At 53.4% G+C, this 26119-nt stretch carries 29 protein-coding genes, 1 pseudogene and 1 other annotated feature; of the genes and pseudogenes, 26 read left to right on the top strand and 4 right to left on the bottom strand.

Translation table 11 applies throughout. From position 1 onward, the window contains the following. The 9 genes and pseudogenes from JMF85_RS19915 to JMF85_RS19875 form a co-directional block, all read left to right on the top strand. Positions 1–213 (top strand): annotated as a pseudogene (locus tag JMF85_RS19915) (nucleoside recognition domain-containing protein); the annotation flags it as partial. 6 nt (positions 214–219) lie between these two features. Beyond that, positions 220–756 carry a spore maturation protein gene (locus JMF85_RS19910; RefSeq protein WP_054797287.1) on the top strand — a complete coding sequence of 179 codons (537 nt, stop codon included), beginning with the start codon at positions 220–222 and terminating at the stop codon, positions 754–756. Positions 757–829: 73 nt separating this feature from the next. Beyond that, a complete protein-coding gene (locus JMF85_RS19905) occupies positions 830–1171 on the top strand; it encodes an N-acetylmuramoyl-L-alanine amidase (RefSeq protein ID WP_054797286.1) in 342 nt (113 codons plus the stop codon). Positions 1172–1189: 18 nt separating this feature from the next. Next, positions 1190–1960, top strand: coding sequence for a pseudouridine synthase (locus JMF85_RS19900; RefSeq protein WP_127607934.1), 771 nt, complete (start codon positions 1190–1192; stop codon positions 1958–1960). Between the two features lie 60 nt (positions 1961–2020). Further along, positions 2021–2545 (top strand): redoxin domain-containing protein, encoded by a 525-nt coding sequence (locus JMF85_RS19895; protein WP_141335497.1) that lies wholly within the window; start codon positions 2021–2023, stop codon positions 2543–2545. A gap of 246 nt (positions 2546–2791) precedes the next feature. Continuing rightward, on the top strand, positions 2792–4483 hold the full coding sequence (resB, locus tag JMF85_RS19890) for a cytochrome c biogenesis protein ResB (RefSeq protein WP_201318784.1): 1692 nt from the start codon (positions 2792–2794) through the stop codon (positions 4481–4483). Further along, positions 4480–5727, top strand: a complete 1248-nt coding sequence (gene ccsA, locus JMF85_RS19885; protein ID WP_127607937.1) for a cytochrome c biogenesis protein CcsA — start codon at positions 4480–4482, stop codon at positions 5725–5727. The genes resB and ccsA overlap by 4 nt, the downstream gene beginning before the upstream one ends. Before the next feature lie 40 nt (positions 5728–5767). Continuing rightward, complete coding sequence (locus JMF85_RS19880; protein ID WP_054797284.1) at positions 5768–6484, top strand: response regulator transcription factor; 717 nt, start codon at positions 5768–5770, stop codon at positions 6482–6484. Position 6485: 1 nt separating this feature from the next. After that, on the top strand, positions 6486–8336 hold the full coding sequence (locus JMF85_RS19875; RefSeq protein WP_127607938.1) for a HAMP domain-containing sensor histidine kinase: 1851 nt from the start codon (positions 6486–6488) through the stop codon (positions 8334–8336). An 88-nt stretch (positions 8337–8424) separates the two neighbouring features. Here JMF85_RS19875 and serA read toward each other — a convergent pair whose 3' ends face one another. Beyond that, entirely contained in the window at positions 8425–10008 is a 1584-nt protein-coding gene (gene serA, locus JMF85_RS19870; protein WP_141335465.1) for a phosphoglycerate dehydrogenase, read from the bottom strand. A gap of 68 nt (positions 10009–10076) precedes the next feature. Then, positions 10077–10317 (bottom strand) — a binding site (T-box leader). A 207-nt stretch (positions 10318–10524) separates the two neighbouring features. Between serA and JMF85_RS19865 the strand changes: the two genes are divergently transcribed. Continuing rightward, positions 10525–10848, top strand: coding sequence for a rhodanese-like domain-containing protein (locus JMF85_RS19865; RefSeq protein WP_155614837.1), 324 nt, complete (start codon positions 10525–10527; stop codon positions 10846–10848). A 61-nt stretch (positions 10849–10909) separates the two neighbouring features. Here JMF85_RS19865 and JMF85_RS19860 read toward each other — a convergent pair whose 3' ends face one another. Further along, positions 10910–11824 carry a hypothetical protein gene (locus tag JMF85_RS19860; RefSeq protein ID WP_155614838.1) on the bottom strand — a complete coding sequence of 305 codons (915 nt, stop codon included), beginning with the start codon at positions 11822–11824 and terminating at the stop codon, positions 10910–10912. A 69-nt stretch (positions 11825–11893) separates the two neighbouring features. Here JMF85_RS19860 and JMF85_RS19855 point away from each other — a divergent pair, with 69 nt between their 5' ends. Both JMF85_RS19855 and JMF85_RS19850 read left to right on the top strand, forming a co-directional pair. Then, on the top strand, positions 11894–12487 hold the full coding sequence (locus JMF85_RS19855) for a type II CAAX endopeptidase family protein (protein ID WP_127607941.1): 594 nt from the start codon (positions 11894–11896) through the stop codon (positions 12485–12487). Continuing rightward, entirely contained in the window at positions 12488–12712 is a 225-nt protein-coding gene (locus JMF85_RS19850) for a hypothetical protein (protein ID WP_127607942.1), read from the top strand. Here the strand turns inward: JMF85_RS19850 and JMF85_RS19845 are convergent. Further along, positions 12702–13676, bottom strand: coding sequence for a polysaccharide deacetylase family protein (locus JMF85_RS19845; RefSeq protein ID WP_236595933.1), 975 nt, complete (start codon positions 13674–13676; stop codon positions 12702–12704). The genes JMF85_RS19850 and JMF85_RS19845 overlap by 11 nt on opposite strands. Positions 13677–13734: 58 nt before the next feature. On the opposite strand from JMF85_RS19845, the gene JMF85_RS19840 reads away from it, so the two are divergent. From JMF85_RS19840 to prsW, 4 genes are all read left to right on the top strand, one after another. Continuing rightward, positions 13735–14115, top strand: a complete 381-nt coding sequence (locus JMF85_RS19840) for a hypothetical protein (RefSeq protein ID WP_127607943.1) — start codon at positions 13735–13737, stop codon at positions 14113–14115. A gap of 294 nt (positions 14116–14409) precedes the next feature. After that, positions 14410–15015: a genetic competence negative regulator gene (locus JMF85_RS19835; RefSeq protein WP_054797281.1), complete on the top strand. Its 606-nt coding sequence runs from the start codon at positions 14410–14412 to the stop codon at positions 15013–15015. A gap of 106 nt (positions 15016–15121) precedes the next feature. After that, positions 15122–16669, top strand: coding sequence for a DnaB-like helicase C-terminal domain-containing protein (locus JMF85_RS19830; RefSeq protein ID WP_236595932.1), 1548 nt, complete (start codon positions 15122–15124; stop codon positions 16667–16669). A gap of 92 nt (positions 16670–16761) precedes the next feature. Next, positions 16762–17454: a glutamic-type intramembrane protease PrsW gene (prsW, locus tag JMF85_RS19825; RefSeq protein ID WP_127607944.1), complete on the top strand. Its 693-nt coding sequence runs from the start codon at positions 16762–16764 to the stop codon at positions 17452–17454. A gap of 66 nt (positions 17455–17520) precedes the next feature. Here prsW and JMF85_RS19820 read toward each other — a convergent pair whose 3' ends face one another. Further along, positions 17521–17733, bottom strand: coding sequence for a hypothetical protein (locus JMF85_RS19820; RefSeq protein WP_155614842.1), 213 nt, complete (start codon positions 17731–17733; stop codon positions 17521–17523). Positions 17734–17797: 64 nt separating this feature from the next. On the opposite strand from JMF85_RS19820, the gene ypeB reads away from it, so the two are divergent. The 10 genes from ypeB to JMF85_RS19770 all read left to right on the top strand — a co-directional run bounded on the left by ypeB (position 17798) and on the right by JMF85_RS19770 (position 25981). After that, positions 17798–19156, top strand: coding sequence for a germination protein YpeB (gene ypeB / locus JMF85_RS19815; protein ID WP_155614843.1), 1359 nt, complete (start codon positions 17798–17800; stop codon positions 19154–19156). 180 nt (positions 19157–19336) lie between these two features. Beyond that, on the top strand, positions 19337–19990 hold the full coding sequence (locus tag JMF85_RS19810; protein ID WP_155614844.1) for a flagellar brake protein: 654 nt from the start codon (positions 19337–19339) through the stop codon (positions 19988–19990). 59 nt (positions 19991–20049) lie between these two features. Next, positions 20050–20268 (top strand): hypothetical protein, encoded by a 219-nt coding sequence (locus JMF85_RS19805; RefSeq protein ID WP_054797279.1) that lies wholly within the window; start codon positions 20050–20052, stop codon positions 20266–20268. A gap of 135 nt (positions 20269–20403) precedes the next feature. Beyond that, the gene (gene cmk / locus JMF85_RS19800) at positions 20404–21084 is read left to right on the top strand and encodes a (d)CMP kinase (RefSeq protein ID WP_054797278.1); all 681 of its coding nucleotides are present in this window, start codon (positions 20404–20406) and stop codon (positions 21082–21084) included. A gap of 1 nt (position 21085) precedes the next feature. Then, the gene (locus JMF85_RS19795; RefSeq protein WP_127607948.1) at positions 21086–21667 is read left to right on the top strand and encodes a lysophospholipid acyltransferase family protein; all 582 of its coding nucleotides are present in this window, start codon (positions 21086–21088) and stop codon (positions 21665–21667) included. 95 nt (positions 21668–21762) lie between these two features. Next, a complete protein-coding gene (rpsA, locus tag JMF85_RS19790; protein ID WP_054799580.1) occupies positions 21763–22995 on the top strand; it encodes a 30S ribosomal protein S1 in 1233 nt (410 codons plus the stop codon). A 31-nt stretch (positions 22996–23026) separates the two neighbouring features. Then, the gene (gene fni / locus JMF85_RS19785) at positions 23027–24103 is read left to right on the top strand and encodes a type 2 isopentenyl-diphosphate Delta-isomerase (protein WP_127607949.1); all 1077 of its coding nucleotides are present in this window, start codon (positions 23027–23029) and stop codon (positions 24101–24103) included. Positions 24104–24172: 69 nt separating this feature from the next. Then, positions 24173–24799, top strand: a complete 627-nt coding sequence (locus JMF85_RS19780) for a YphA family membrane protein (RefSeq protein WP_155614845.1) — start codon at positions 24173–24175, stop codon at positions 24797–24799. Between the two features lie 73 nt (positions 24800–24872). After that, on the top strand, positions 24873–25790 hold the full coding sequence (locus JMF85_RS19775; RefSeq protein ID WP_155614846.1) for a YIEGIA family protein: 918 nt from the start codon (positions 24873–24875) through the stop codon (positions 25788–25790). Continuing rightward, positions 25790–25981 carry a capping complex subunit for YIEGIA gene (locus tag JMF85_RS19770; protein WP_127607952.1) on the top strand — a complete coding sequence of 64 codons (192 nt, stop codon included), beginning with the start codon at positions 25790–25792 and terminating at the stop codon, positions 25979–25981. Before JMF85_RS19775 ends, JMF85_RS19770 begins: the two co-directional genes overlap by 1 nt. Positions 25982–26119: the final 138 nt, after the last annotated feature.

The raw sequence follows: 26119 nt of genomic DNA, 5'->3' as shown, positions 1-26119 counted from the left end.
CCCGCCATGTGTACCTTGCTTGCGCTGAACACGGCGAGCATTACCTTGATCCCGACGACGCTGATCGCCATTCGCATGAGCTACAACTCGGCCAATCCCGCGGAAATCGTCGGCACGACCTTAATGGCCACCTTCATTTCGACGCTGGCGGCGATCGTGGTCGACCGATGGTACAGAAGTCGAAATTCGCCGAGCGATTTGAGGAAAGGATGAGGCGCCGTGTATGAATGGGTCAACTTAATATCCGCCTGGGCGATTCCCGTTATCATCGTGTTTATCCCTTTATATGCCGCTTACCGGAAAATCCCCGTCTACGAATCGTTCGTGGACGGGGCGAAAGACGGCTTCGATACGGCGATCCGTATCATTCCTCACCTCGTCGGCATGATGGTGGCGATCAGCGTATTTCGCGCGTCCGGCGCGATGGATTTATTCATCGGCTGGCTGAAGCCGATTTGTGAACGATTCGGGGTGCCGAGCGAAATCATCCCGCTTGCTTTCTTGCGTCCGATTACCGGCGCAGGATCGCTCGCTTTCACGACCGATCTCATCTCGCAGTTCGGGCCGGATTCGATGGTCGGGCGCATCGCCTCCACGATTCAAGGCAGTACGGATACGACGCTGTACGTCATTACCGTATATTTCGGCGCGATCGGCATCCGTAAAGCGGGATACGCCCTGAAGGTCGGCCTGATCTCCGACGCCGTCGGCTTTATCGCCTCGATCGTCATTTGTTATTTGGTGTTTACCGCGTAATGGCTTCCTTCGTTTCACCCCCTCCTTTGTCCGTACATATACTAAGGCAGCGATCCCGGAAGAGGTGACCTGTATGGTGTATTACGGCATTATCATTCATCATTCCGCTTGTCCCGCCATTAACGGAAAAGGGTATGACCTGTTTATCGCCAGGAACGGCGTCATCATCCCTTCTTCCGCCCAAACGGACCCGCTGTACATTCATATTTGCTTGGAAGGCGACTATACGGAACCGCGCAGCATCCGGACGCCCGAAGAGAAAGAGCAATGGTTTGTGCTGAACAAGCTTGTTTTGCGTTTATCCGAAACGTACGGTTTTGGGCCGAAAGATCTCTTTCCGCACTCCGTCTCGTGCCCCGGAGCTGCTTTTCCTTGGTCTCAGCTTGTGATTTCACCCGAGGATAGGTATCATTAGCTTGAGGTGACTAGAGAAATGGAACGTTTGCAAAAAGTGCTTGCCGAAGCCGGCATCGCATCGAGAAGAAAATGTGAGGAATTAATAACCGCCGGCCGGGTGCAGGTGAACGATCAAGTGGTAACAACCTTGGGGGTCAAAGTGGATGCGAGCCAAGACTTGATTAAAGTAGACGGAAGGCCGATCCGCAAGCAGTCCAAGGTTTACGTGATGTTCAACAAACCGAAGGGCGTTATCACGAGTGCCGAGGATCCGGAAGGCCGGAAGACGGTGACGGATTTCTTTAAACATTTGAAGGAGCGGATTTACCCGATCGGACGGCTCGATTACGACACCGAGGGATTGCTCTTGCTGACGAACGACGGAGAGTTTGCGCATCTGTTGACCCACCCCAAGCATCACGTGCCCCGCACGTACTTGGCGACGGTCAAAGGGGTGCCGCACGGTTCATTGCTGGACAAGCTGAGGGACGGCATCAAGTTAGAGGACGGGATGACTTCTCCGGCCGAAGTGGAATATCAGGACGTGAATCCGGAGAAGAATGAAACGGTCGTCAAGATTACGATTTACGAGGGCCGCAACCGCCAGGTGCGGCGCATGTTCGAGGCCATTCATCATCCGGTCGTCAAGCTGAAACGGGTGCAGTTCGGACCGCTTCAGCTTACCGGCGTGCCCCGGGGCAAGTCGCGGAGCTTAACGCCGCACGAAGTGGACGAATTGCGCACCGCAGCGCTCGAAATGGGGAAAGGCAAGTCACATAATATTCAAAAAGGTGAATCCGACGCTTGACAATTTTCGCTATAATAAAGTTAGGAACGGACAAACAGTCGGGTTTGAAGGTGTGGGATGATGGGGAAACATAGAACTTGGATACAAATTGCCATTTTTGCCGTTGTCATTCTCGTGGGCGGTTGGACGTTGACGAACAATTTGTTCTTCAGCGACAAGAAGCCGACGGAAGGCGCTTCGGCCCCGAACTTTAAGCTGGTCGGCCTGGACGGGAATATGAAGGAGCTTGCGGAGCTCAAGGGAAAAGTCGTAGTCGTTAATTTTTGGGGGACGTTCTGCGAGCCGTGCCGGGACGAAATGCCGGCGCTTGAACGTCAGAAGGAGAAATGGGCCGGAAAAAATGTGGAAATTCTCGGCCTGAACCTGAATGAGCCGCGGGTGGCCGTCGAGAACTTTGTTAACCAATATAAGGTGACCTTCCCGATCTTGCTCGACAAAAATGAAGAAACACGAAAGCGTTACGGCGTATCGCAATATCCGACGACGTTCTTCATTAAGCCCGACGGCAAAATCGGAGTCATCCGGGTTGGGCAAATGGACGAAGCCTTTATCGATCAAACGATCTCTTCCTTGCTTCCGTCTTAGGTAAGGCTACACCGCTAACCGGATCCGGAGCGAAGCAAGCACGATTATTTTTACTATTCATAACGAGCGATTTATTTGAACGGGTTTAGCGGAGGTTAGGGTGAGGCCGGAGAGTTTACGTGCTGCCTTTGAAATCGACGTTCTACCCTGCTTGGGTTGATGATTCCAAGAACATCGATTTCAACAAAAGCCGCAGGCCCATCCTAACCGCAGCGGCCTCCCATTCCAATAAATCGAGGAGGACACATGATTCACAACACCAAATGCGAATGCGGACACCAAAATCCCGTCGCCACGCTGCTATGCGAATCGTGCGGCAAGCCGCTGGAGGACGAAGGAGGGGCCGAGCCGCTCGAGATGAAATACGACGGCATGGCCAGACGCTCGCAGCGGGCGAATCCCGGGCTGTTGGACCGGGTATGGAACTTTTTTTCCTCGGTTAAAATCGCCATTTATTTAATTGTCATCACGCTGCTGGGCTCTGCGCTCGGTACCATTTATCCGCAGGAAAACACGTTCCTCAACATCGACCCGTCCGTTTATTACGAGCAAACCTACGGGACATTGGGCTACATTTATTATTTACTCGGGTTATCGCATACGTTCGAGTCGTGGTGGTTCATCACATTGCTTCTCATGATTGGCACGTCGCTTATCGTGTGCAGCCTCGATCGTGTGCTGCCGCTGTATCGCGCGTTAAGCAAGCAGCAAATCCGCAAGCATCTGAGCTTCATTACCCGTCAGAAATTGACGTATTCCGGCCCGATTCCTGTTGGCGCGGTACCGGGCGGACAGCCTGAAGCAGCGCCGGAGCAGGTATGGACGGAAACGGCCACCAAGGCGCTTCGGAAAGCCCGTTACCGCGTGTATACCGACGGTACGGCGCTGCTTGCGGAGAAATACCGGTTCAGCCGGTGGGGGCCCTACATCAATCATATCGGACTTATTATCTTTCTTGGTGCGGTGCTGATGCGAAGCATTCCAGGCTGGCATATGGATCAGCACATCGGGTTTCCCGAAGGCAAGCTGGTGAAAATTCCCGAGACGAATTATTATTTGAAGAACGAGAAGTTTACTCTGGAGTATTACAAGCCGGAGGAAATGTCAGCCGAGTTTCGTTCCAAGGGACTCGATGTCCCGAAAGTATACGAAACGAAAGCGACGTTATACGCCTGTCTGGCGGATTGCGACGATCCGACGAAGGAACCGGTGCTCAAGGAAGTGCATAAGCAAGACATCATCGTGAACAAGCCGCTTGAGTATCAAGGTCTGCTCGCTTATCAATTCGACTTCAAGCCATCGCCGATGCTAATCTCGGTCAAGCCATCGTTGAAGAATAAAGAAACCGGCGAAACGTATGGCAGCTTTGAACTCTCGATGGACAATCCGAAGGAACAGTACAAGGTCGGCCCGTACGAATTAAAGCTCAAAGCGTATTTTCCGGAATTCGCGCTGGATAGCAAAGGCATGCCGATAACGAAATCGAAAGACCCGCTGATGCCGGCTTTCGTCTTCACGATAACAGGTCCTGGACTGCAGCCGCAAGGGGAGCCTTACATGTACTTCCCGCGTCAAGTCGACAAAGTCAATTTCCGGCAGGATGAAATTAACGGAGCGCTCGGCGCGAAGCTGGAGCTTGCGGTCGGTTCGATGGAGAACGTTAAAATATCCGAGTACATCAGCTACTTGAATATCCGGGTTGACCGGGCGATGCCGTTCATTTGGATCGGCACCGCCATTTCGATGATTGGTTTGATTATGGGCTTTTATTGGAATCATCGCCGGGTTTGGCTGCGCATTGACGACGGCAAGCTGGCGCTCGGCGCGCATACGAATAAAAACTGGTACGGGTTGCGCAAGGAAGTTTCGCAGGTCCTCGCCAAAACGGGGATCGAGGTCGATCCGAATGCGCTCGAAAGAAGGGTGGAACAAGCGTGAGCAGCGCATCATTGCTGATAGCTTTCATAGTGTATTCGCTTGCATTGCTGGGATTCGTCATCGGCATTACAGGTAAAAAATCGGTTCAAGTGACGGACCCGGAAACGTACGTCAAGAAATGGGGCAGCATCGGACTGACGCTCACAATCGTCGGTTTTCTGTGTCATGCCACGTTTTTCTTTACCCGTTGGGCCGAGGCCGGACATATTCCGACGAGCAACATGTATGAGTTTATGACGTTTCTAGGCATGATGGTCGTACTGGCGTTCATTGTCGTATTCCTGATTTATCGGACTACGGTACTCGGCGTGTTCGCCCTGCCGGTTGCCATCATTATCATCGCCTATGCGTCGGTATTTCCGCACGAGGTGCAGCCGCTTATTCCGGCGCTGCAAAGCTACTGGCTGAAAATCCACGTGACGACGGCGGCGCTGGGCGAAGCGTTCTTCGCCGTCGGTTTTGCCGCCGGACTGATGTATCTGGTCCAGAACGTCAATTTCAGCAGCTCGGAGCGAAAGGACAGGCGTGAGCAGCGCGGTGTGGAATTCACGCTGTTCATCTTGGTGGTAGTCATCGCCTTCGTCGCGGCTATCTTCAGCTTTAACGGCTCCGGCTACAAGGCGGTGTTCTCCAGCAACGTCATCGTGACGGACGTAAACAACGTGGAACAAACCGTGAAACAGGAAACGACGTACGTGCTGCCGCCGCTGGTCGGACCTCATCAAGCCGAAACGGTGCAGATGACACCGTTCTTCGGGATGTCGGAGCCGCTGTTCGAAGCGCCGTCCTGGATGAAGGGCGCGAACGCAGGCAGGAAGCTGAACACGGTGATCTGGTCGCTGCTAAGCGGAGCGATTCTGTACGGGCTGCTCCGGCTTATCGCTCGTAAGCCGCTGGGCGCCGCGCTTCATCCGATGATGAAAGGGATCGATGCGGACGATATCGATGAAATCGGCTACCGCTCGATTGCCATCGGTTATCCGATCTTTACGCTGGGCGCCTTGATATTCGCCATGATTTGGGCGCATGAGGCATGGGGGCGCTTTTGGGGCTGGGACCCGAAAGAAGTGTGGGCGCTCATCGTCTGGCTGTTCTACGCAGCCTACCTGCACTTCCGGCTATCCCGAGGCTGGCAGGGGAAACGTTCGGCCTGGCTCTCGGTGATCGGATTCCTCGTCGTCATGTTTACGTTGATCGGCGTCAATCTGGTCATTGCCGGTTTACATTCCTATTCCGGCGTTTAAACGGGTTTGCCTTTAATTCCAGTTGAAGAGGAGATAGGCCATGACGGATATGAAAACGCACATCCTGGTCGTTGACGATGAAGAACGGATTCGGCGGCTGCTGCGGATGTACTTGGAAAAAGAAAACTACCGCATCGACGAGGCGGAGGACGGGGAGACGGCACTGCGCAAAGCGGTTGAATCCGACTACGATCTCATTCTGCTGGACGTGATGCTCCCCGGCATGGACGGCAACGAAGTATGCGCCCGTCTCCGGCAGGTCAAATCGACGCCGGTCATTATGTTAACCGCGAAGGGCGAAGAGACGAACCGCGTCCAGGGGTTCGAATCGGGCGCGGACGATTACGTCGTCAAGCCGTTCAGTCCGCGGGAGGTCATTTACCGGGTGAAGGCCATTTTGCGGCGTTCGTCGGTAACGGCCTATTTATCGAAGGAAGTCAATTCCAGCAACAACATCGTGTTCCCGAATTTGGTGATCGAGCACGATGCGCACCGGGTTACTGCAGGCGGGCAGGAGGTGGCGTTGACGCCTAAGGAATACGAGCTGCTTCATTACCTTGCCGTCTCGCCGGATAAAGTGTTCTCGCGCGAGGAATTGCTGAAGGACGTATGGAATTACGAGTTTTTCGGCGATTTGCGCACGGTCGATACCCATGTGAAGCGGCTTCGCGAGAAGCTGAACAAAGTGTCGCCGGAGGCCGCCTCCATGATTACGACCGTTTGGGGCGTAGGCTACAAGCTCGAGGTGCCGAAGTAACGTGTTTATATTCAAAAGCGTTGTCGGCAAACTGTGGTTGACCATCATCGGACTCGTTGTCGTCGTGCTGTTGACGCTCAGCGTCTTTTTGTTCAAATTTATTGAAACGTCGTTCCCGAAGTCGAAGGATCAGGTGGAGACGTTAAACCGGCTGGCCGTTAAAGTGGCGAGCGAAATATCGCTGCATAAAGAGGAACGCCGCTATTTGCAAGTCGTGAACGAGCTGCTGAACGCGCAGGAGGCCAGCGTGCTGGTCGTGTCCAAAGATTTTCAGGAAGAGACGCCGGTCGGCCAGCCGAACAACAGGCTGGTTCGGTATGACGACTTTTTCACCAAAAGCGATTTGCAAAAAGTGTTTGCCGGCGAAGTGGTCGACAACCGGAAATCAAACGTGGCGGCCCGTACTCCGCTGAGCAGCACGTATACGGCGGTCGCCGTTCCGTTCATGGATGAATCGCAAACGAACGTGGCCGGCGCGCTGATCATGTACCAGCTGACACAGTCTTCCGAAGAAACCCAGGCCTATGTGAAGAGGCTGTTCGTCGTGGTCGGGGTCGCCGGTTTTCTCATGACGACGTTCTTCGCTTTCTTCCTTCTGTCGCGCATTACGCGGCCGCTCTTGAATTTGAAGAAAGCGGCCGACCTGATCTCCGAGGGCGAATACGGCAGCCGGGTCCCGATCACGTCGTCCGACGAGATCGGCGAACTGGGCAAGACCTTCAACCATATGGGCGAGCAGCTTCAGGATACGATTAAAGCGTTGAGCCACGAGAAGGAGCATCTGGCAAGCGTTCTGCGCAGTATGGCCGACGCCGTCGTCACCTTCGATGCGGAGGGACGCGTCATCCTGACGAATCCGCAGGGAGAGAGGATCATCCGGGAGTGGAACGAGATCGATTGGCTGGATGACGGCGGGGAAACCTCGGGAGCCCAGTCGTATCCCCGCGGCGAATGGAACCGGATCCCGGGCCCGATGCAGCCGCTGTTCAAGAGGGTCATCGCGCAGCCTGGTGAGATGACTTCGAAGCTGCTCGTGAAGAGCGAAGTGTGGTCGGTCGTCATGGCGCCGCTGTATTCGCAGGATCTCGTGCGCGGCGTCGTGGCCGTCATGCGCGACGTCACGGAGGAGCACCGGCTTGACAAGCTGCGCAAGGACTTCGTGGCCAACGTGTCGCACGAGCTGCGGACGCCGTTGTCGATGCTGCAGGGCTACAGCGAAGCGCTGCTTGACGACATCGCGGCCACGCCGGAGGAGCGTCAGGAGCTCGCTCAGGTGATCTATGACGAATCGCTCCGGATGGGTCGGCTCGTACGCGATTTGCTCGACTTGGCGAAGATGGAAACCGGCAACATGGAGCTGCATCTCCGGGAGCTCGATGTGCATGCCTTCATCAAGCGGGTGCATCGCAAATTTGCCGCTTTGTCCAAAGAAAAGGGCGTCTCCATGACGTATGCGCTGCCCGAGCTGCCGCTGACCCTGGCACAAGCCGACGAGGATCGCCTGGAGCAGGTGCTGACGAACTTGCTCGACAACGCGCTGCGCCATACGCCATCCCGGGCGGAGATTCAAATCCGCGCTTCGGAGACACAGCTGCGCGGGGAAGAAGCGGTGCTCATCGAGGTATCCGACCAGGGCATCGGCATTCCGGCCGAGGATCTGCCTTTTATTTTCGAACGCTTCTACAAGGCGGACAAAGCCCGTACACGCGGCGCATCGGGGGGAACGGGTCTGGGCTTGTCGATCGTCAAAAACATCGTAGAAGCCCATCAGGGCACGGTACAAGCGAAGAGTCAGCCAGGCCAGGGAACGACATTTTCTATCATCTTACCTTGCAAAAGCGGTAAAACATAACAAAAACCCCTCCGGTTCGCTTCCGCAGGGGTTTTTGTTATTGTTGAAAAACCGTACATATTCTTGTTGTTCGTGGAACAATCGGGACTTACAGGGAAAGCTCGTGAATATGGGTTAATTCCGGGAGCTTCGCCAGCTGTTCGAGTACGTCCGGCGGTGTTTGCTTATCCGTCGTCAAGACCATGATCGCCGATCCGCCGATCACTTTACGGCCGACCTGCATGGTAGCGATATTCACGTCGTTGTTGCCGAGCAGCGTACCGACTTTACCGATAATTCCCGGCTTGTCGTTATGGGAGATCAACAGCAGGTTGCCTTCCGGCGCGATATCGACCGGGTATTGGCCGATTTGCACAATCCGTTCGCCGTAACCGGACAGGAGCGTACCGGCCACCGTGCGTTGTTCGTTTTTCGTTTTTAACGTGACGGACAAGAGATTCGTAAACGTTTTGGACGAGGACGATTTTTGAACGACGATGCTGATGTCGCGCGTCTTGGCCAAATGCATCGCATTGACGATATTGACGCCTTCCAGCTGGTTCTGGAGCACGCCTTTTACAATATAGCGGGTGAGCGGGGACGTATCGACGTCCGTTAAATCGCCCGCGAAGTTGACCGTAATTTCGCTGACGGCGCCGTCGATCGTCTGACCGAGGAACACGCCGAGCTTCTCGCCCAGATTGAAGTAAGGCTGCAGGGCGTTCAGCACGTTTGCCGGTACCGGCGGCATGTTCACCGCGTTTTTGAACGGCTCGTCACGCAGGATGTGCAGCACTTCTTCGGATACGTCGATCGCCACGTTCTCTTGTGCTTCTACAGTGGAGGCACCAAGGTGCGGAGTTACGATGACTTTCGGATTATTCAGGAACGGGTGATCGGCGGCTGGCGGCTCCGATTCGAATACGTCGAAGGCGGCGCCGGCTACGATGCCGGTATCGATCGCTTCGATAAGCGCCATTTCGTCGATGATGCCGCCGCGTGCGCAGTTGATGATGCGCGCGCCTTTTTTCATAATTTCAAATTGCGGGCGGCTGATCATGTGGCGGGTTTCGTTCGTCAACGGCGTGTGTACCGTGATGAAGTCGGCTTTGGCGCAAATGTCGTTGACCGAACCGAGCTTCACGCCGATTTTCTCCGCGCGCTCTTCGGTCAGGAACGGGTCGTAGCCGAGCACTTCCATTCCGAATGCTTTCGCGCGTTTCGCTACTTCGCTTCCGATTCGGCCCATACCGAGCACGCCCAGCACTTTATTGCGAAGCTCGACGCCGACGAACGTTTTGCGGTCCCATTCGCCGCTGACGGTTTTCTTGTACGCTTGCGGAATGGAACGGGCGACCGACATCATCATGGCGAAGGTGAGTTCGCAAGTGGCGATCGTGTTGCCGTCCGGTGCGTTGATGACGACAATCCCGCGTTTCGTAGCGGCTTCGAGGTCGATGTTGTCGACGCCGACGCCGGCACGGCCGACGACTTTCAACCGGCTGCTTGCGTTCATGATGCGTTCGGTCACCTTCGTGGCGCTGCGCACGAGAATCGCATCGTAATCCGGGATAATGGCGACAAGCTCGTCCTCGGACAGCCCGACCTTCTTATCTACTTCCACATCCGGCGCATCGTACAGCAGTTGAATCCCCATGTCGCTGATTCCATCCATGACTAATACTTTAAACATTACATTTCCCTCCGTTTTTCCTTTTCTGTAAAAACCAAAAACTCCTCATCCCGATACGTCTAGCGTATACAAGGGACGAGGAGCTGATTCTCGTGGTACCACCCTAATTCGCCGCACGTTCACACGCGCGACCTTCATAGGTCTATCATGCAACAGACCGAGAATGGTAACGGCTTCTAACCGGCTGCAACTACTGATCGTTCGAGGCAGCAACTCAGGAGTGCTCCGCATATCGTTAACGTCCGGTTTGCACCGACCACCGGCTCTCTGTACGTTCCGCTTTATGCTTGGCTCCGTCATCGTTTGTTGAAATATGTCTCTTAAAGTTAATCCTACCTTACCATGTCATTTTTAGCCTTGTCAATAGGAGGGAGACCGATTTGTAATTTCGAAAATTTTGTGAAAAAATTGTTGTCCACATCCATTGCCGGCAACTGGGCTGCGGTTGCCGCGATCCGTATTCCGAAGTAAAATGTTAGCTGTACCTAAGCAAAAGAGCAGAGGAGGAGCGCTGACATGTCGTTCGATAGAATTGGTCCGGACGCGTTTAAACGGAAGCTGGAGCGCGGTGAGCTGGAAGGTGCGCTTGCCATCGATGTCCGCGAGCCGATGGAATGGGAGTTTTATCATTGGGATGAGCTGCAATTGATGCCGATGATGTCGATCCCGGAGCAGGTGGAAAGTTTGCCGAAGGATCGTCCGATTTACGTCGTTTGCGCGCATGGCGTGCGCAGTGCGAACGTTTGTCATTTTTTGAGCGAGCGGGGATTCGAGCATATGATCAATGTGGAAGGCGGAATGGCTGCGCTCGCTGCATTGAAAGGGTTTCAATACGATTGAATACGACAAAAAAACAACCTGCTCATAAGCTTGCAGCAGGTTGTTTATGGTTCGGACACGTTTAATTTGTTGTAAAGAACGGAAGCTGCGGCAGCGTTTCATTTCCGTAATATTTGTTGCGTAAGCGGAGGTAGTCGCCGGCCCGAACGGCGTCTGTGGCAAGCAGCATGTCGACGATTTGGGAGACTTCAGTCAAGTTCATTTTATTGGCTTGCCCGGAAGCGATCATATCGTCGATTCTTGCGCTCAAATCTTGAGGCGTAAACGCACGAAATTGTTTGCCGCTCATCATGAAGCCGGCCAAATAATCGTTCTTCACATTGAGCGATAACGCTCCCCATTCTTTGACGTTCAACGGCTTCGTCACGTCAATCGCTTTAAACTGCGGGTTCACGGTTTCGTTCCACTTGACGATCGCGTCGTAATATTCCTTCTCGGCTTTAAGCGCGAAGTTTTTCGCTTCGCCGAGGTAGGCGTCGGCCTGCAGCTGGGCGACCAGGTCCGGCCCGGACACGGAGTTGGCCTTGGACGTATAATTGCGCAGCGCTTCACTGAACAGCTTCAAGCTTTTCATGTAATCGGTATGCGCTTCCTTCAGCAGAGGAGAGGAGTCCGGTGACGACTTGGAGCCGAGCCCGTCGTAGGCGGCTTGCGCTTGTTTAGCTAAATCTTTAAGGATCAGCGACGCGTCCGCGGACTGATTGGTCTGCAAATCATCCATTTTTTCAAACCACGTTTTATGAAATTCCCTGTAAGGCTGATAAATGGTATGATAGAAGGACACCAAGTATTGCTGATGGTACGCGGTGAATCCGTTTTTTTCTTCATTTTGCTTCGCGATGAATTGTTCATATTGGGTCGTGGCGCGATCTTGTCCCATTTTTATCCCGTAAAAAAACGCCCCGAGAGCCACGACCAGCATAAAGATGAAGGTGATGGCGAATAAGTAGTCCGTTCGGTTCAACCGTTTTTCCATATCATATGCACCTCTAATCTTTTCCTCTGCTGAATAGTATAGGATAATTTGTCGAAAAAGGGAATCATCATGAAAAAATTCAACTTTAAGCAACTAAAGTTTCACCGGGTTAACATCCAGGAGATGAACGACCGTCTGCTGCTGATCAATTTGTATATTACCCAATTGATCGTTTTGCTGATCGCGGCTATCGTCATGTTTTTTCAGAAGCCGGACCTGCTATCGATGTTCTCCACCGCTCCGGGGGTGAGCATCGCCGTGTGGGGCGTGTTATTCGCCTTGGCCGTGCTCGCCGTCGATTTGTTCGTGTCACAATGGGTGCCGCCGGAAGTTACGGACGACGGGGGCATTAACGAGATGCTGTTCCGCAACAGGCCGTTGTGGCACATCGCCCTCATATCGCTCGTCGTATCGCTTTGTGAAGAACTGCTGTTTCGCGGCGCCATTCAGGCTTCCTGGGGTCCTTACTGGACAAGCATTCTGTTCGCGGCCATACACGTCCGATACTTGCAGCACTGGCTGATGACGGGTCTCGTCTTCAGCATCAGTTACGGACTTGGCTGGATTTATATCCAAACCGGATCGCTTTGGACGCCGATCGTCGCCCATTTTCTCATCGATTTCACGATGGGGTGCATTCTAAGGTACAGGAGAGAGTCATAAATGAGCGTCAAACGCATCCTAGCCGACCGGCCTCATACACAGCCGGAATCGGGAACAAGGGCGGGGTCCGATGTTCCCGAGGATCATTATTTGCCGCCGCGCAAAGTGGTCCATCCGACAGAGAAAGAAAAATGGCTGCGTTTCTTTTATCGGTCGCTGCTCTGGATTTTTGTACTGCTTGTCGCCGGACTGCTGGTGTGGGGCTGGCAGCGGATCAATGCATAGCCGTATCGATGGACTGCGGATCGACGAATGTGTATCCGCGTTCTTCCAAGCGGGTTAATAGCGTATCCAGCGCTTCCGCGGTCCAGGGCAGCTCGTGCATCAAAATATTGCTGCCGGGTCGAAGCTGCTCGAGAACGTTTGCGACAACCTGCTCGGGACTGTTATTTTTTACCGTCATTTCCCAGTCCTTGGAGCCGTTGGACCACGTCATGTACAGCAGCCCCTCCTCTTTGGCTTTAGCCCTGACTTCCTCGCTTCCCGAGCCGAACGGCGGACGGAAGAAAGCCGGGGCTTTCCCCGTAATCGCTTTTACCGCTTGCTGCACATCTCCGATTTGCCGATCGACCTTCTCTTTGCTTTCCTTCTTCAGGTCGATATGATCCCAAGAGTGATTGCCTATCGTTTGTCCGCGCTCGTCAAGGAGCTTGACAATATCCGGATGCTGTTTAATCCGGTACCCGTTCAGGAAAAAAATCGCTTTCGCTTTATGCTTGTCGAGCGTATCCAGCAGCGAGCGGTTAAGCTCCAAATCTTTGGGCCCGTCATCGAACGTAAGAAGCACGACTTGTTTCGTGTGCGCGGCCGCGTCTATCGGAACGATATCGTACGTTTTCGGGTTCATTCTGTAAGTTTTAGCCGCGGGCTGAGGGGCGGCAGGGTCCGGCTTGTCGAGGTTGCTCGTTGCGGCAGTCTCCCCGGAGCGGCTGCCGCCCGGGACGTTCGGTGTGTCGGAAGCGGCCGGGGTTGTCGGCGCGGTCAAATCAGCGTTCCGCTTAGAGTCCGTAGCCGCCGGGGCTGGAGTTTGCACAGGCGCCGCTGCCGGCTGCGAATTCGAGCAGGACACGACGAGCAGGGCGCTCAGCGCGACCGCTGCTGAGAAGGTGAACCGGATCTTGTGAGTCATTGTCGTTTTCAAACTCCCGTCTTCGTAATAGTTAACTGACTTCCTGATTTTATCATGCATGGTTACCCTGCTCCTAGCGGAAAATATAATCGTACACCACAACAATGGAGGGATGGCTATGAGACTGGGAGCATTTTTGTTCGGCGGGCTCGTTGGGGCTGCTGCGGCGATTTATGTGGCGAACAAGACGAAACCTTTTGCGTGGTCGGCATGGACTGGCAGCGATTTGGCCAGCAGCTTCTTGAACGCGACCGGCAATCAATCGGGCAACTCCAAGAAGAATACGGCAGAAGCGCAGCCTTCTTTCAAACAAGCTTCGACGACTACCGCGAGTGCGGCAAAATCGAATAAAAAAGAGACGGCGATCGATGAAGATTTGTTCAAGGCCGACGGCCTGAACAAGGTCGGAGATATCGTCAACCAGGATCCGAAGCTGAGAGCGGCGGTAGACGAAATTATGGCGGGCAATTCGCAGAAAAGCGAGCAGCGCGCGCACTAATACGGTAATCACTCACACATTTTCGATTGCAATCGACGCGGAGTCGTTCCCAAGCGGGACGTGCTCCGTGTCTTTTTATGTTTTTGCCTATTTTTCAGAGGGTAACCGTTCTTTTCTTGCGGGTTTGTGATATAATAGTCGTAGCATGGAATACAAGCTTTTCTTATCCATGTCCAAGGACCGCAGAAATCGGGCCTGCCCTAATTCAGATGCGGTTGTCGTACGACCCACGGCACACCTTTATAAACTAAACTTCATAAGCTGTTATTAAAGTCGGCAAGGGAGGAATCCAGTATGAAAATGGAGCGTTTAAGTCAGGACAAGATACGGATATTCCTCACATTCGATGACTTAACGGAGCGCGGCATTCAGAAGGATGACATGTGGCGAGAAATCCCGAAGGTTCATGAGCTGTTCAGCGAAATGATGGATCAAGCTTATATGGAGCTAGGATTTGACGCAACCGGGCCGCTTGCCGTGGAAGTTCTCGCTATGCCGGCGCAAGGAATGATGGTCATCGTAACGCGGGGGAAAATGAACTTCAATTCATCTGACGATACGCTGGAAGACGAACTTGAAGAAGAAGTGTACGAGCTGGAATTAACGTTGGATGAGACGGATCAAGTAACGTATGCGTTTCATGACTTCGAAGATTTGTTGAGGCTCGCCAAAGTCATCGGACCGATGCTGACTGACGGAGGAACGTTGTACGCTTACAAGAACAAGTGGATCCTGCTGCTTGATGCAGAACCGATGGACGAGAAGAAGCTGCAGTCCGTCGTGGCCGTGTTGTCGGAATACGGGGAAGCGACTTCAGTTACGCAAGCGGTGCTGGAAGAATACGGCAAGACGGTTATCGCCGAGGACGCCGTCGGAACGCTTTGCGCTAAATTTCAATAAAGCTTTATCGGGAATTACCGTTTCCATGCATAAGATACATGGTAAAGCATTCGCAAAAACGATCTGTTTTTGAGGAATGCTTTTTTTGCGGGGAGGAACTAGACAGGTGAGCGGAACGAACATGAGCGCGGCGAAGCCAACTTTCGACTTGGAAGAGCTGGTGTCCCATTATCAAAAACAGCTTCGCGATGATGCGAACCATTATTTGCGGCGCAGAGGCATCGAGAATGAAACCGTCGAGCAGTACCGAATCGGCTTCGAGCCGGGCAAGATCGGATTTTACGTCCAATCCGGGAAACTGGGCGATTACTTTGAGAATCGGATCATTATCCCGATCGTGAATAAAGAAGGCGTTCCCGTCGATTTGATCGGACGTACGATCGATAACCGCGAACCCAAATATAAGACGCTGCTCGGGATCGAAGATTATTTGTTTAATGAACCGGTGCTCGAGCAGGCGGAAGATGTCATATTATGCGGCGGCATCTTCGATGTGCTGAGCTTGGCGCAGTCCCGACTGCCGGCCGTCTGCGCTTCGGCATGGATGAGCTTCAAGGATGCTCATCTGGAGAAGCTGCGGGATAAGCGGGTTTTTATTTGCTTGGGCAACGACGAGCTGGGGCGAAGGGAAAGCGCGAAAATCGAAGGTCAGCTGCAAGGGATCAGCAAGCAAACGTTTATCGTCAATTTGCCCGAGTCCATTCGGGATGTGAACGATTTCTTTGTACGGGTGCAAAATCCGCTCGACACCTTCATGCAGTTGCTGAACGAAACGATGGAGGAAGCGCTGCTGCTGCCGATTGCGCCCGATGTGAAGAACATTACCGCCTATACGGAAGAATATATGAAACGTTACCGCGGCCAAGTGTCCGGTATTACGACGGGAATCGCGAATCTGGATGAAGCCTTGATCGGCGGACTTCGTGCCGGGCTGTATTTTATCGCAGGAGGGGCGTCTTCCGGCAAAACGATGCTGATGAAGCAAATTGCCGACGAGATCGCTTTCTCGCAAATCCCTGTCGTATACGTGTCATGGGACATGACGGCTTTCGAGCTGTGGGCCCGCAGCATCGCCCGGATTATCGGTACAGAGCCGCATCGCGTGCTGAGCGGCAAAGCTTCGCCGGACGAAGTGAGCCGTGCGAACAAGAAGTACGCATTCATCAGCAAATGGATGTGGACGATCGAGTGTTCGCTGGAAACATCGATGGACCGGGTGTTCGCTACGATCGAGAGGATCGCAAGCATCGCCGGCCGGACGCCTGTCGTCTTCATCGACCACTTGAACCGCGTGCCTACGACCGGCTTGCAGCGGCAGCCGCAATCGGTCGCGGAGCATCAAACGATGCTGGCCTATGTGCTGAAGCAATGGTCCAGGGAGTGGGGAGGGCCGGTGCTGGCCGCGATTCCGTCCAACCTGGGCTCCGAGAAGCTGCCGGAAGGCGTAGAAGCATCTGCGGATGTCATCCTCGGCTTGAAGCACGGCGAGCCGGAAGAAACGGACGGCTGCGTCGTAAATTGCGCGCTGGAGCTGCTTAAGCATCGCAACGGCCCGCTTGCCCGGGTACCGCTTCGCTTTAACCAGCGAGAGGCGAGGTTTGAAGCCGTAACGGAGGCCGGTAAGGCTGGCCCCGTCGCACCGGAGGGTGCGTAAAGGCTTTCGATCCGCTAAGAGGTGATGGCATTATACAACGAAAATGACTATAATGAACTCATGAAGGAAACCGAGGATAGGAGGGATCGCACCTGAGCATACTGTCACTTCTGATTGCAGCCGTTGCGCCGGGTGTCGCCCTGCTGTCCTATTTTTATTTGAAGGACCGGTACGATCCGGAGCCGATCTCGTTCGTGCTGAAGCTGTTTTTCTTCGGCGTGCTGCTCGTCTTTCCGGTTATGGTGCTGCAGCGCACCCTGGTGCAAGGCTTAGGCGATCATCCGTTCGTGTTTTCGTTCCTTACCTCATCGCTGCCTGAGGAATTTTTCAAGTGGTTTATCGTCTATTTTATTATTTATAAACATACGAATTTCGATGAGCCGTATGACGGTATCGTGTATGCGGTCGCCGTATCTTTAGGGTTTGCCACCTTGGAGAACGTATTGTACGCTTTTTTGAATGATTACGACTTCACGGCGCTTCTGATGCGCGCCTTCCTGCCGGTATCGGGACACGCCATGTTCGGCGTGATGATGGGGTATCATTTCGGCAGAGCCAAATTTTCTTCCGACCGAACGAGCAGGCATTTGGCGATGGCATTTTGGCTGCCGTTCTTCTGGCACGGCGTGTTTGACTATACGTTATTCGTCTCCAAAAATTACTGGGTCTGGTTCATGATCCCGTTAATGACGTTCTTATGGCTGCGCAGCTTGTTGAAGGTGAAACGAGCCAACGCCAAATCGCCGCTGCGGATGGCGACGCGTGAGGAGCGGGTTAAAATTTAGGTCGATTGTCAATAATAGGTAGCAGCCTATTATATAAAGAGACCCGGAGGACGCCCCATGAACGCCCTAAATTCGCGTGTTAAAGTCATTATTCGCTGCAATTTGTGCGGCGAGAAATTTATTTTGAGAGGCCGTAAAGAAAAAGGGAAAATCGATACGGGTTTCAAACAGTGCATTTGCAGCAACGATCATGATTTCGAAATCGAAATGAACGATTTTTAATCGGTAGAAAAAGCCGGCCGCGATGGCCGGTTTTTTTGCATGCACCGCATCTTGCATAAAGCAACTGCCTTCAGGCGAAAACTAAGCCCAAGTTTGGCTGAAGAAGGGAGATTGTTCGCACATGTACAAAAGGCTAAGCATCGTGATGTTTCCGATTTTGCTCGTGGCTCTTATCGGAACGGGTTTCTGGGGGTACTTGGAGCATCAGGAGAAAAACTCCGTCCTGATCAAGGCGGAAAATCAATATCAGCGTGCGTTTCACGATCTTTCGTTCCATGTGGATAAGCTGCATACGGAGATCGGCAATACGTTGGCCGTTAATTCCACCTCTCAGGACGCGTATAAAAAAGGGTTGATCAACGTATGGCGCATTACGAGCCAGGCGCAAAACGAGATCAGCCAGCTGCCGCTAACCCTGCTTCCTTTCAACAAAACCGAGGATTTTCTGGCTAAGATGTCCAATTTCTCCTATCGTGCGGCGGTTCGCGACTTAAGCAAGCAGCCTTTGACGGATGACGAGCTGAAAACGCTGAATACGCTCTACGAGCATGCGACGCAAATCTCCAAGGATCTTCGCGAGGTGCAGTCGACCGTTATGGCGAAAAACCTGCGCTGGATGGATGTTGAGCTGGCGCTGGCCTCGGAGAAAGAACCGCAAGATAATGCGATTATCGACGGTTTCGCCACCATGGACAAAAAAGTGAGCGAGTACCCGGAGATCAATTGGAGTCCCGCCGTCATGAGCATGTATCAGAAGCGGGATATGAAGATGTTGTCCGGTTCGGTCGTGACGGCTGAAGATATCAAACAGAAGGCTGCACAATTTGTGGGCGTGCAGGACCCGAACGCCGTTCAGGTGGTGGAGAACGGGACAGGAACCGAATACGAATCGTTCAGCGCCTCTGTAGCCAAGCCGGGCACAAACGACGGCGTACACATGGACTATTCCAAAATCGGAGGGCAGCTGCTATGGTATAACGCTTCGCGCGACGTGGCGACCAAGAGCCTGGACCTTCGGCAAGCCCGCGATATCGCGGCGCAATTTCTGGACGAGCACGGCTATGGGAATATGACCGCGGTCAGTTATGACGAGTACGGCAATGTGGCCAACATCACCTTCGCTTCGCGCAACGGTGACGTTATCAATTATCTGGAGAAGGTTGCCGTTAAAGTGGCGCTCGACAATGGAGATGTGACGGGACTTGAGGCGACCGATTACGTGTTTGGAAAGAAAGAACGCCAGCTCGCCGCCCCGAAACTGACTCCAGAGGAAGCGAGGAAGACGTTAAGTCCGAGCTTTAAGGCGGAAAGCGTCCGCCAGGCGCTCATTCGTAACGATCTCGACGAAGAAGTGCTATGCTACCAATTCATCGGTCGGGTCAACGGAGGCTTATACCGGATCTACATAAATGCGGACTCGGGCGTCGAAGAGAAGATCGATCAAATTCGCACTGAAGAAGCGCAGGTAGCCCGGCAATAACAGGACAGAAAACCCGGAATCCAATCCGGGTTTTCTTTATGCAAGCCAAGCGCCACGAGCGCTGCCGCCAGGGTGAAGTCCCTGAATATTCATGCTTCCCATATTTTCCTGGCGTGATATAATAGTAAGGTGGTACTAGTTCCAAAGAACTGCCAATCATCCTTCAGGAGGTGTGCAACGTTGCTTCCGAAAGTCAATCAGACTTTATATATACAAGTCAATTCCATCGACGAAGAAGAGGCGAAGCAGGAATATAAATCCAGAATCGCCGACATCACGGACGCCTATATTAGCATGGAAGTGCCGATCAGCGAGCAGTCAGGACGGTTGAAGCGGTTGTATTCAGGAGACGAGATGTCGATTTATTACTTGACGGACGGCGGGGTGAAAAATTATTTCAACTCATCGGTGCTCGGTTTCACCGATGACGTCATACGTCTTGTGCACATTAAGAAGCCCGAGCCGGAATCGATCACGAAGGTGCAGCGCCGCAACTTTCTGCGCGTGCCGGCCGAGCTTGAGATCGCTGTTAAGTACTCCGATCAGTTTCAATTCGTCTCGATGACGGACGATGTCGGCGGCGGCGGGATTTCATTCTTGTGCGACGGTTATATTCCGGTCGGGTCGGGACAGATGGTGAGCTGCTGGCTGCTGGTGCCGTTCAAGAACGGTCAAACTGAACACGTCCCATTCAAAAGCGAGATTGTTCGCGTGAAAAAGCTCGAAACCGGCAGGCAGCAAGTCATGATGCGATACTCGGAGATTTCGGACCGCGATCGTCAGAAAGTCATTCGTTATTGCTTTGAGCGGCAGCTCGATTGCCGCAAAAAATAAATGCATAATTTTCCAAACGCCGGGGAAACTAGCCGCATCCCAGAGGCGGAGTGATTCGAATGAGCCGAAAGCATGATAAACTTGCAAGCCGTAGGTACGAAGACCTTTTCTTGTTGTTCTCAAAACGGGTGGAGAGAGTTTTGGCGATCGTGCTGATCGTGCTGCTCTCCGCTACCATATGTGCTCAGGCCATTCTGCAAATCCCGTACTTTCGGCATTTGCTCGTGAAAGTGGAACGGCTGGAGGGGAATCCGTACGTATCTTCCCGGACGAAATAATTCGATAAGGGGTAGGCATGGAGGCCCTGTTTTGCATTTCTGAAGAAAACTATGGTATAATTTTCTACGTTCGAGGCTTCGGCCTGTTTTTTTTTCAGATCGCTCGTCCGCTTTAACGGGTTAGGAGGCCGCAACTTGGAGAAGTTTAACATCGCAATCGACGGTCCGGCCGGCGCTGGCAAAAGCACCATTGCAAGGCTGGTGGCGGGTAACCTAGGTTTTGTTTATGTCGATACCGGTGCGATGTACCGCGCTGTGACATGGAAGATTCTAGATGAAGGCCTGGGTGACGAACAAACGGCGGAGATGATCGCCCTTACGAAGCGAACCGATATCCGCTTGACTCCGGGTGAGAACGGCCAGACCGTCTTTGTAGACGGACGGGATGTAACGGGCCTCATTCGATCCGCAGAAGTGACGGGCAATGTTTCGAGAGTTTCCTCCATTGGGGAAATCCGAGAGGTGCTGACACGTAAGCAGAAGGAAATGGCGGCGGGCAAGGGAGTCGTCATGGACGGCCGGGACATCGGAAGCCATGTACTGCCGAATGCGGAAGTAAAAGTGTTTTTGACGGCAAGCGTGCGGATTCGAGCGGAGCGTCGATTGAGAGAAATCGCCGATACGCAGCCGGACGTTTCGCTGGAGCAGCTGATGCAGGATATTGCCGAAAGGGATCGAATGGACGAGCAGCGCGAAGTTTCGCCCTTGAAGAGGGCGCCGGATGCCGTGTTGATCGATACTACCGAGATGACGATTCCGGAAGTGGTGGATCGCATTTTGGAGCTGTGCAAGAGCCGTATCGGTGGAGGGAAGTAGGATGCTGTATCGTTTTTTACGCGGTGTGTTTCGCTTGATGTTCTCGGTCATGTTCCGTTTGAAGGCGGAAGGGAGAGAGAACATTCCGAAGGAAGGCGCCGTCGTATTGTGCGCCAATCATACGAGCAATTGGGACCCCCCCGTTCTTGGGAGCCTGCTTGAACGTAAGGTGCACTACATGGCGAAAGCCGAACTGTTCGAGCTTCCCGTGCTCAAGCAGGTGCTGCCGCGCATCGGAGCGTTTCCGGTTAAGCGTGGCGGAGTCAGTAAGGATTCGATCCGATTGTCGCTGCAATTGTTGAAGAATGGCGAGATTATCGGCGTATTCCCGGAAGGGACTCGAAGCAATGCGGGAGGCATGGGCAAGAAGGGAGCGGCAAGCCTGGCGCTTAAATCGGGCGCTACCGTTATTCCGGCGGCCATTATCGGCAATTATTCGTTATTTCGTCCGATGAAAGTGGTGTACGGCCCAGCGGTCGATATCAGCGAGTTTGCGGATGCGGGTTCCGAAGGTTTGGAGCAAGCAACCGACAAAATTATGACGGTCATTCGCGAGATGGTTCGTCGTCACGAATCGAAATGAGAATTCGTGGCATACTTAAGAAATGATAAAAGAAGTAATTTTTTCTAAAAATAAACCATTACATGTCGTTAGGTTGTTAAGGAGGGTATTTGATCATGTCTGAAGAAACCAAAGTTGATCAAGAAGTGCAAGCTGCCGAGGTATCCCAAGAGGAATCGATGGCGAACGTCAACATTCTGAAGAAGGGCGATATCGTCACAGGCAAAGTCATTAAAGTCGATTCCGAGCAAGCGGTTGTAGATGTCGGCTATAAGTACGACGGCATCGTTCCCGTACGCGAATTGTCGTCCGTACAAGTGGACGACGCGACGCAAGTCGTTGAAGTGGGTCAGGAAATTGAATTGAAAGTCATCACGATTAACGATAATAAGGAAACGCTTGTGCTGTCCAAACGCGCGATCGAAGGGGAGAAAGCTTGGGAGAAGCTTGCTGCCGACATGGAGAACAAAACGATCCTTGAAGCGAAGGTCGCGGAAGTGGTCAAGGGCGGTCTGGTCGTAGACGTCGGCTTGCGCGGCTTCGTACCGGCATCCATGGTGGAGCGCAACTTCGTCGAAGACTTCAGCGACTACAAAGGACGTTCTTTGCGCCTGCGCGTCAAAGAGATGGACCGTGAGAAAAACAAGGTCATCCTTTCGCAAAAAGACGTGTTGGATGAAGAATTCGAAGCGGTGAAGAAAGAAACGCTGTCTAAGCTTACGGTCGGACAAGAATTGAACGGAACCGTACAACGCTTGACGCAGTTTGGCGCATTCGTGGATATCGGCGGCGTTGACGGCCTGGTTCATATTTCCGAAATGGCTTGGCATCACGTCGAGACACCTTCCGAAGTTGTGAAAGAAGGCGATCAGGTCAAAGTACAGGTGCTGAAGGTCGATCCTGAGAACGAGCGGATTTCCCTCAGTATCAAGGCCACGCAGCCTGGCCCTTGGCAGCAAGTGAAGAACACCATCAAGATCGGCGACATCGTGACCGGTACCGTGAAACGACTCGTACAATTCGGCGCATTCATCGAAGTGGCACCAGGCGTTGAAGGTTTGGTTCACATTTCTCAAATCTCGCACCGTCATATCGGGACTCCTCATGAAGTATTGAAAGAAGGCCAGCAGGTTCAGGTTAAGGTGCTTGACATGAACCCGGACGATAAGCGCATCTCCTTAAGCATCAAGGAAACGGAAGAGGCGCCGGCCCGTGAGGCGAAACCGGAGCGCGAACGCGGCGAGCGCGGACCGAAACGCGAAAGAGAATCGGTCTCCCATGAAGAAATGAACGGTTTGAACTTGACGCTCGGCGAGCGTTTCGGCGACAAACTGAGCAAATTTAAATAAGCTAGCGATTGATGGAAAAGAGGAGTCTAGGGTGCGCATACCGCGGAAAATGGAGCATGTCCATCATGCTTTGCAGCTTGGTCAAAGCGGATTGAACGGCTTTGACGACATCAAGCTGATCCACAATTGTCTCCCGGATACTTCGCTTGAACGCATCGCATTGCAAACACGGATCGGCGAACTCACCTTGAGTTCGCCGATTATTATTAATGCGATGACCGGCGGAGCACGGGAAACGGAAGAAATCAACCGCGAGCTCGCTATTGCGGCCAGGGAACAGGGACTTGCCATGGCCGTCGGCTCGCAAATGGCAGCGATCAAAAACCCGGAGGTCGCTGCCAGTTACCGCATTGTACGAGAGATGAACCCCAATGGTATCGTGTTTGGCAATTTGGGCAGCGAGGCGACGCTCGAGCAAGCGCTGCAGGCGGTCGACATGCTGCGGGCGGATGGGCTGCAAATTCATCTGAATGTCATGCAGGAGCTGATTATGCCGGAGGGGGACCGCGTATTTACCGGTATGCTGGAGCGGATCAGTCGGATCGTGAGCGAAGTCGGCGTTCCCGTTATGGTGAAGGAAGTCGGCTTTGGCATGGCACGGGAAAGTGCGGAAGCGTTAATCGCAGCCGGCGTTCAGATGATTGACATTGGAGGAACGGGCGGCACAAATTTTGCTGCGATTGAGAACGCCCGGCGGGATTCGGCACTTGACTGGCTGAACGACTGGGGTATGAAAACGAGCATAGCCCTTCTAGAAGTGCTGGAGGCGGCGCGCCGAACAGGGACAGACCGCGTGGATGTGATCGCAACCGGAGGCATCTCTAACGCGCTTGACGTCTGCAAAGCGCTTGTATTGGGGGCTTCCGGCGTAGGGATGGCGGGTGCTCTGCTCAGGACGCTTCGTACGCAGGGCACCGAAGCCTTGATCCGACACATCGAGACGCTTCATGACGACCTGCGGTTATTGATGACGGCGCTTGGGGCCGGAACTGTAACGGCGCTGCATCGCGTGCCGGTCGTCATAACGGGCGAAAACGCCGTATGGTGTCAAGCGAGAGACATCGATATTCGCCAGTACGCTTCACGGCAAGGCTACTTCCAGCATTGATAAAATTTCATACAACCAGCCATACTAAGGAAAAAGAGAGGAATAAGCTTTTTCTGCGGGTGAACGCGAATGAATGCGGGTTATTTGTCCTTATTGCTCGTTGTCGTTTCTTTGATTTTATTCGCCAGTGGCTGGAAGGACATCATATTGAGAGGTATTACTCCTACGAGTCTACTTCTTTTTTTTGTTTCATGGATCCTGGCTTCCAGGGTAAGCTTCGCTTGGGGCCCTGTCACCGTGAATGGCGCGATCGGCGTCCTGATCTTGACAGGGGTGGTGACGGTGCTGCGTACGAAGGGAATGATGCTGAAGCTCCACGTGTTTTCGGTGGCCCTGTTGATGGGCTCCGTTTACTTTTTTCTTAGGGAGACGCTTCACTTAATGCCTTCGCTGATTGTCTGGAACGTCCAGGCGACGATGGCGCTGTTCATCGGGATCATCGACGCGGTTTTGCTTCGGTCGGCGGCCTTGCAGCTGGCGGCGCTCGCAGCCGCGCTGCTGATCGGCGAAGGCATGTACTTGTACGCACATCGGGATCAGGGAGAGCTGGTGTTCGGAACGCCGTCATTGTTAGACTTTTGGTGGTTAACGGCGTTTGCGGCCCGCGGTTATTCCCTGGGCCTAGAGTCGCTGCTCGCCGCAGGCAAAAAAACGTTGCGGCTCGTCACGGATACGTTGCGAACCCGCAAGCCTTAGCCGGGAATGACAGACGGCCTTGAGACGGGGGAGCCGACACCAACATCATCGCTAGAGCGCAGGAGGCAGCGACATGTGGACATGGATTGCAGACCAGAAGTTTACGGTGGGGATCGTGATGGGGGTGGTATTCGGCATAGCGGCCCGGTTGACGATGCTGCGAACCGATTACCGGCAATATCCGACTTACCCGCACGGCAAAATCATTCACCTCTCGCTTGGCGTCATTGCCGCCGGGCTGGGAGCTGTGGCCGTTCCCTCGCTGCTTGAAAAAAACTACACGGCCGTCACGTTCCTGGCCATGGCGGCACAGCAATTCCGCGACGTCCGCAACATGGAACGGCAAACCCTCAGCAAAATCGACAGCATGGAGCTTGTCCCCCGCGGATCCACTTATATTGAAGGGATCGCAATGGTGTTCGAGGGGCGCAACTATTTAGTGATCTTCACGGCGTTTACGACCGCGTTCTTCAGCATCATCGTGCCCTGGTATTGGGGATTTGTCGCGGGTGCAGCCGCCATGACGATCACCCAATATTTCAAGACGGGTAAAAATCTTGCACACATCGCGGATGTGTCGCTAGGTCATGTGCGTTTGGACGGCCCGAATTTATTCGTCGACGACATCTACATCATGAACGTTGGGCTCCAAGCCACCCAGAACGTCATACGCGAACGCGCGCTTGGACTCGTATTTACGCCGAAAAACAAAAATGCGCGAGTGACGCTCGCCAATCCGGGGCAAAGGCAGGCGATATTGCATGACGTCTCCACGATTATGGGCGTATATCGAGACGAAGGCGAACCTTCTTTGGTGCCTCTCGCCAAGCTGGACATGAAGGACGGCAGGCTGGCGGTGCTCATATTGCCGCAGGAGCAAGATGCCGAGAAAGCCCGCCGCGTCGCATTGCGCTCTCCGATTCTGGAAAGCGCGGTTCGCATGCCGAGCGAAGCGGATGTGCAGGAACATAACGGAAAGGCGGGGGTGTGATGGGGCAAATCATGGCGGTTGTCACGCTGCATAAGGAGAAAGTCGGCGGGGGCGCTCCGATTTTCGTAGCCGAGAATGAACAGGATCAGCAGCAAACGGCATTTAAGCTGGAAAAAATATTGGATGCATCGGCGCACGATCTACAGAACGGCACGATGATTATCGTCAAGCATAGCGGAGGGAAGGAATAGCCCGTCCTTTCCATGTTTTACTTGTATCCTATATTTTGATATAATATCAAAGCCCAAAATGCTCAATTGCGTGCGCGAAAACGGCAGATTTGCATCGCTTTAGACATATTCAGTGTGTGGTTACGAAGGGAATGAAGT

Source organism: Paenibacillus sp. EPM92 (assembly GCF_016586185.1).
In the GTDB taxonomy this organism is placed as follows: domain Bacteria; phylum Bacillota; class Bacilli; order Paenibacillales; family NBRC-103111; genus Paenibacillus_G; species Paenibacillus_G validus.
This window is presented reverse-complemented; position numbering and strand designations above follow the sequence as displayed.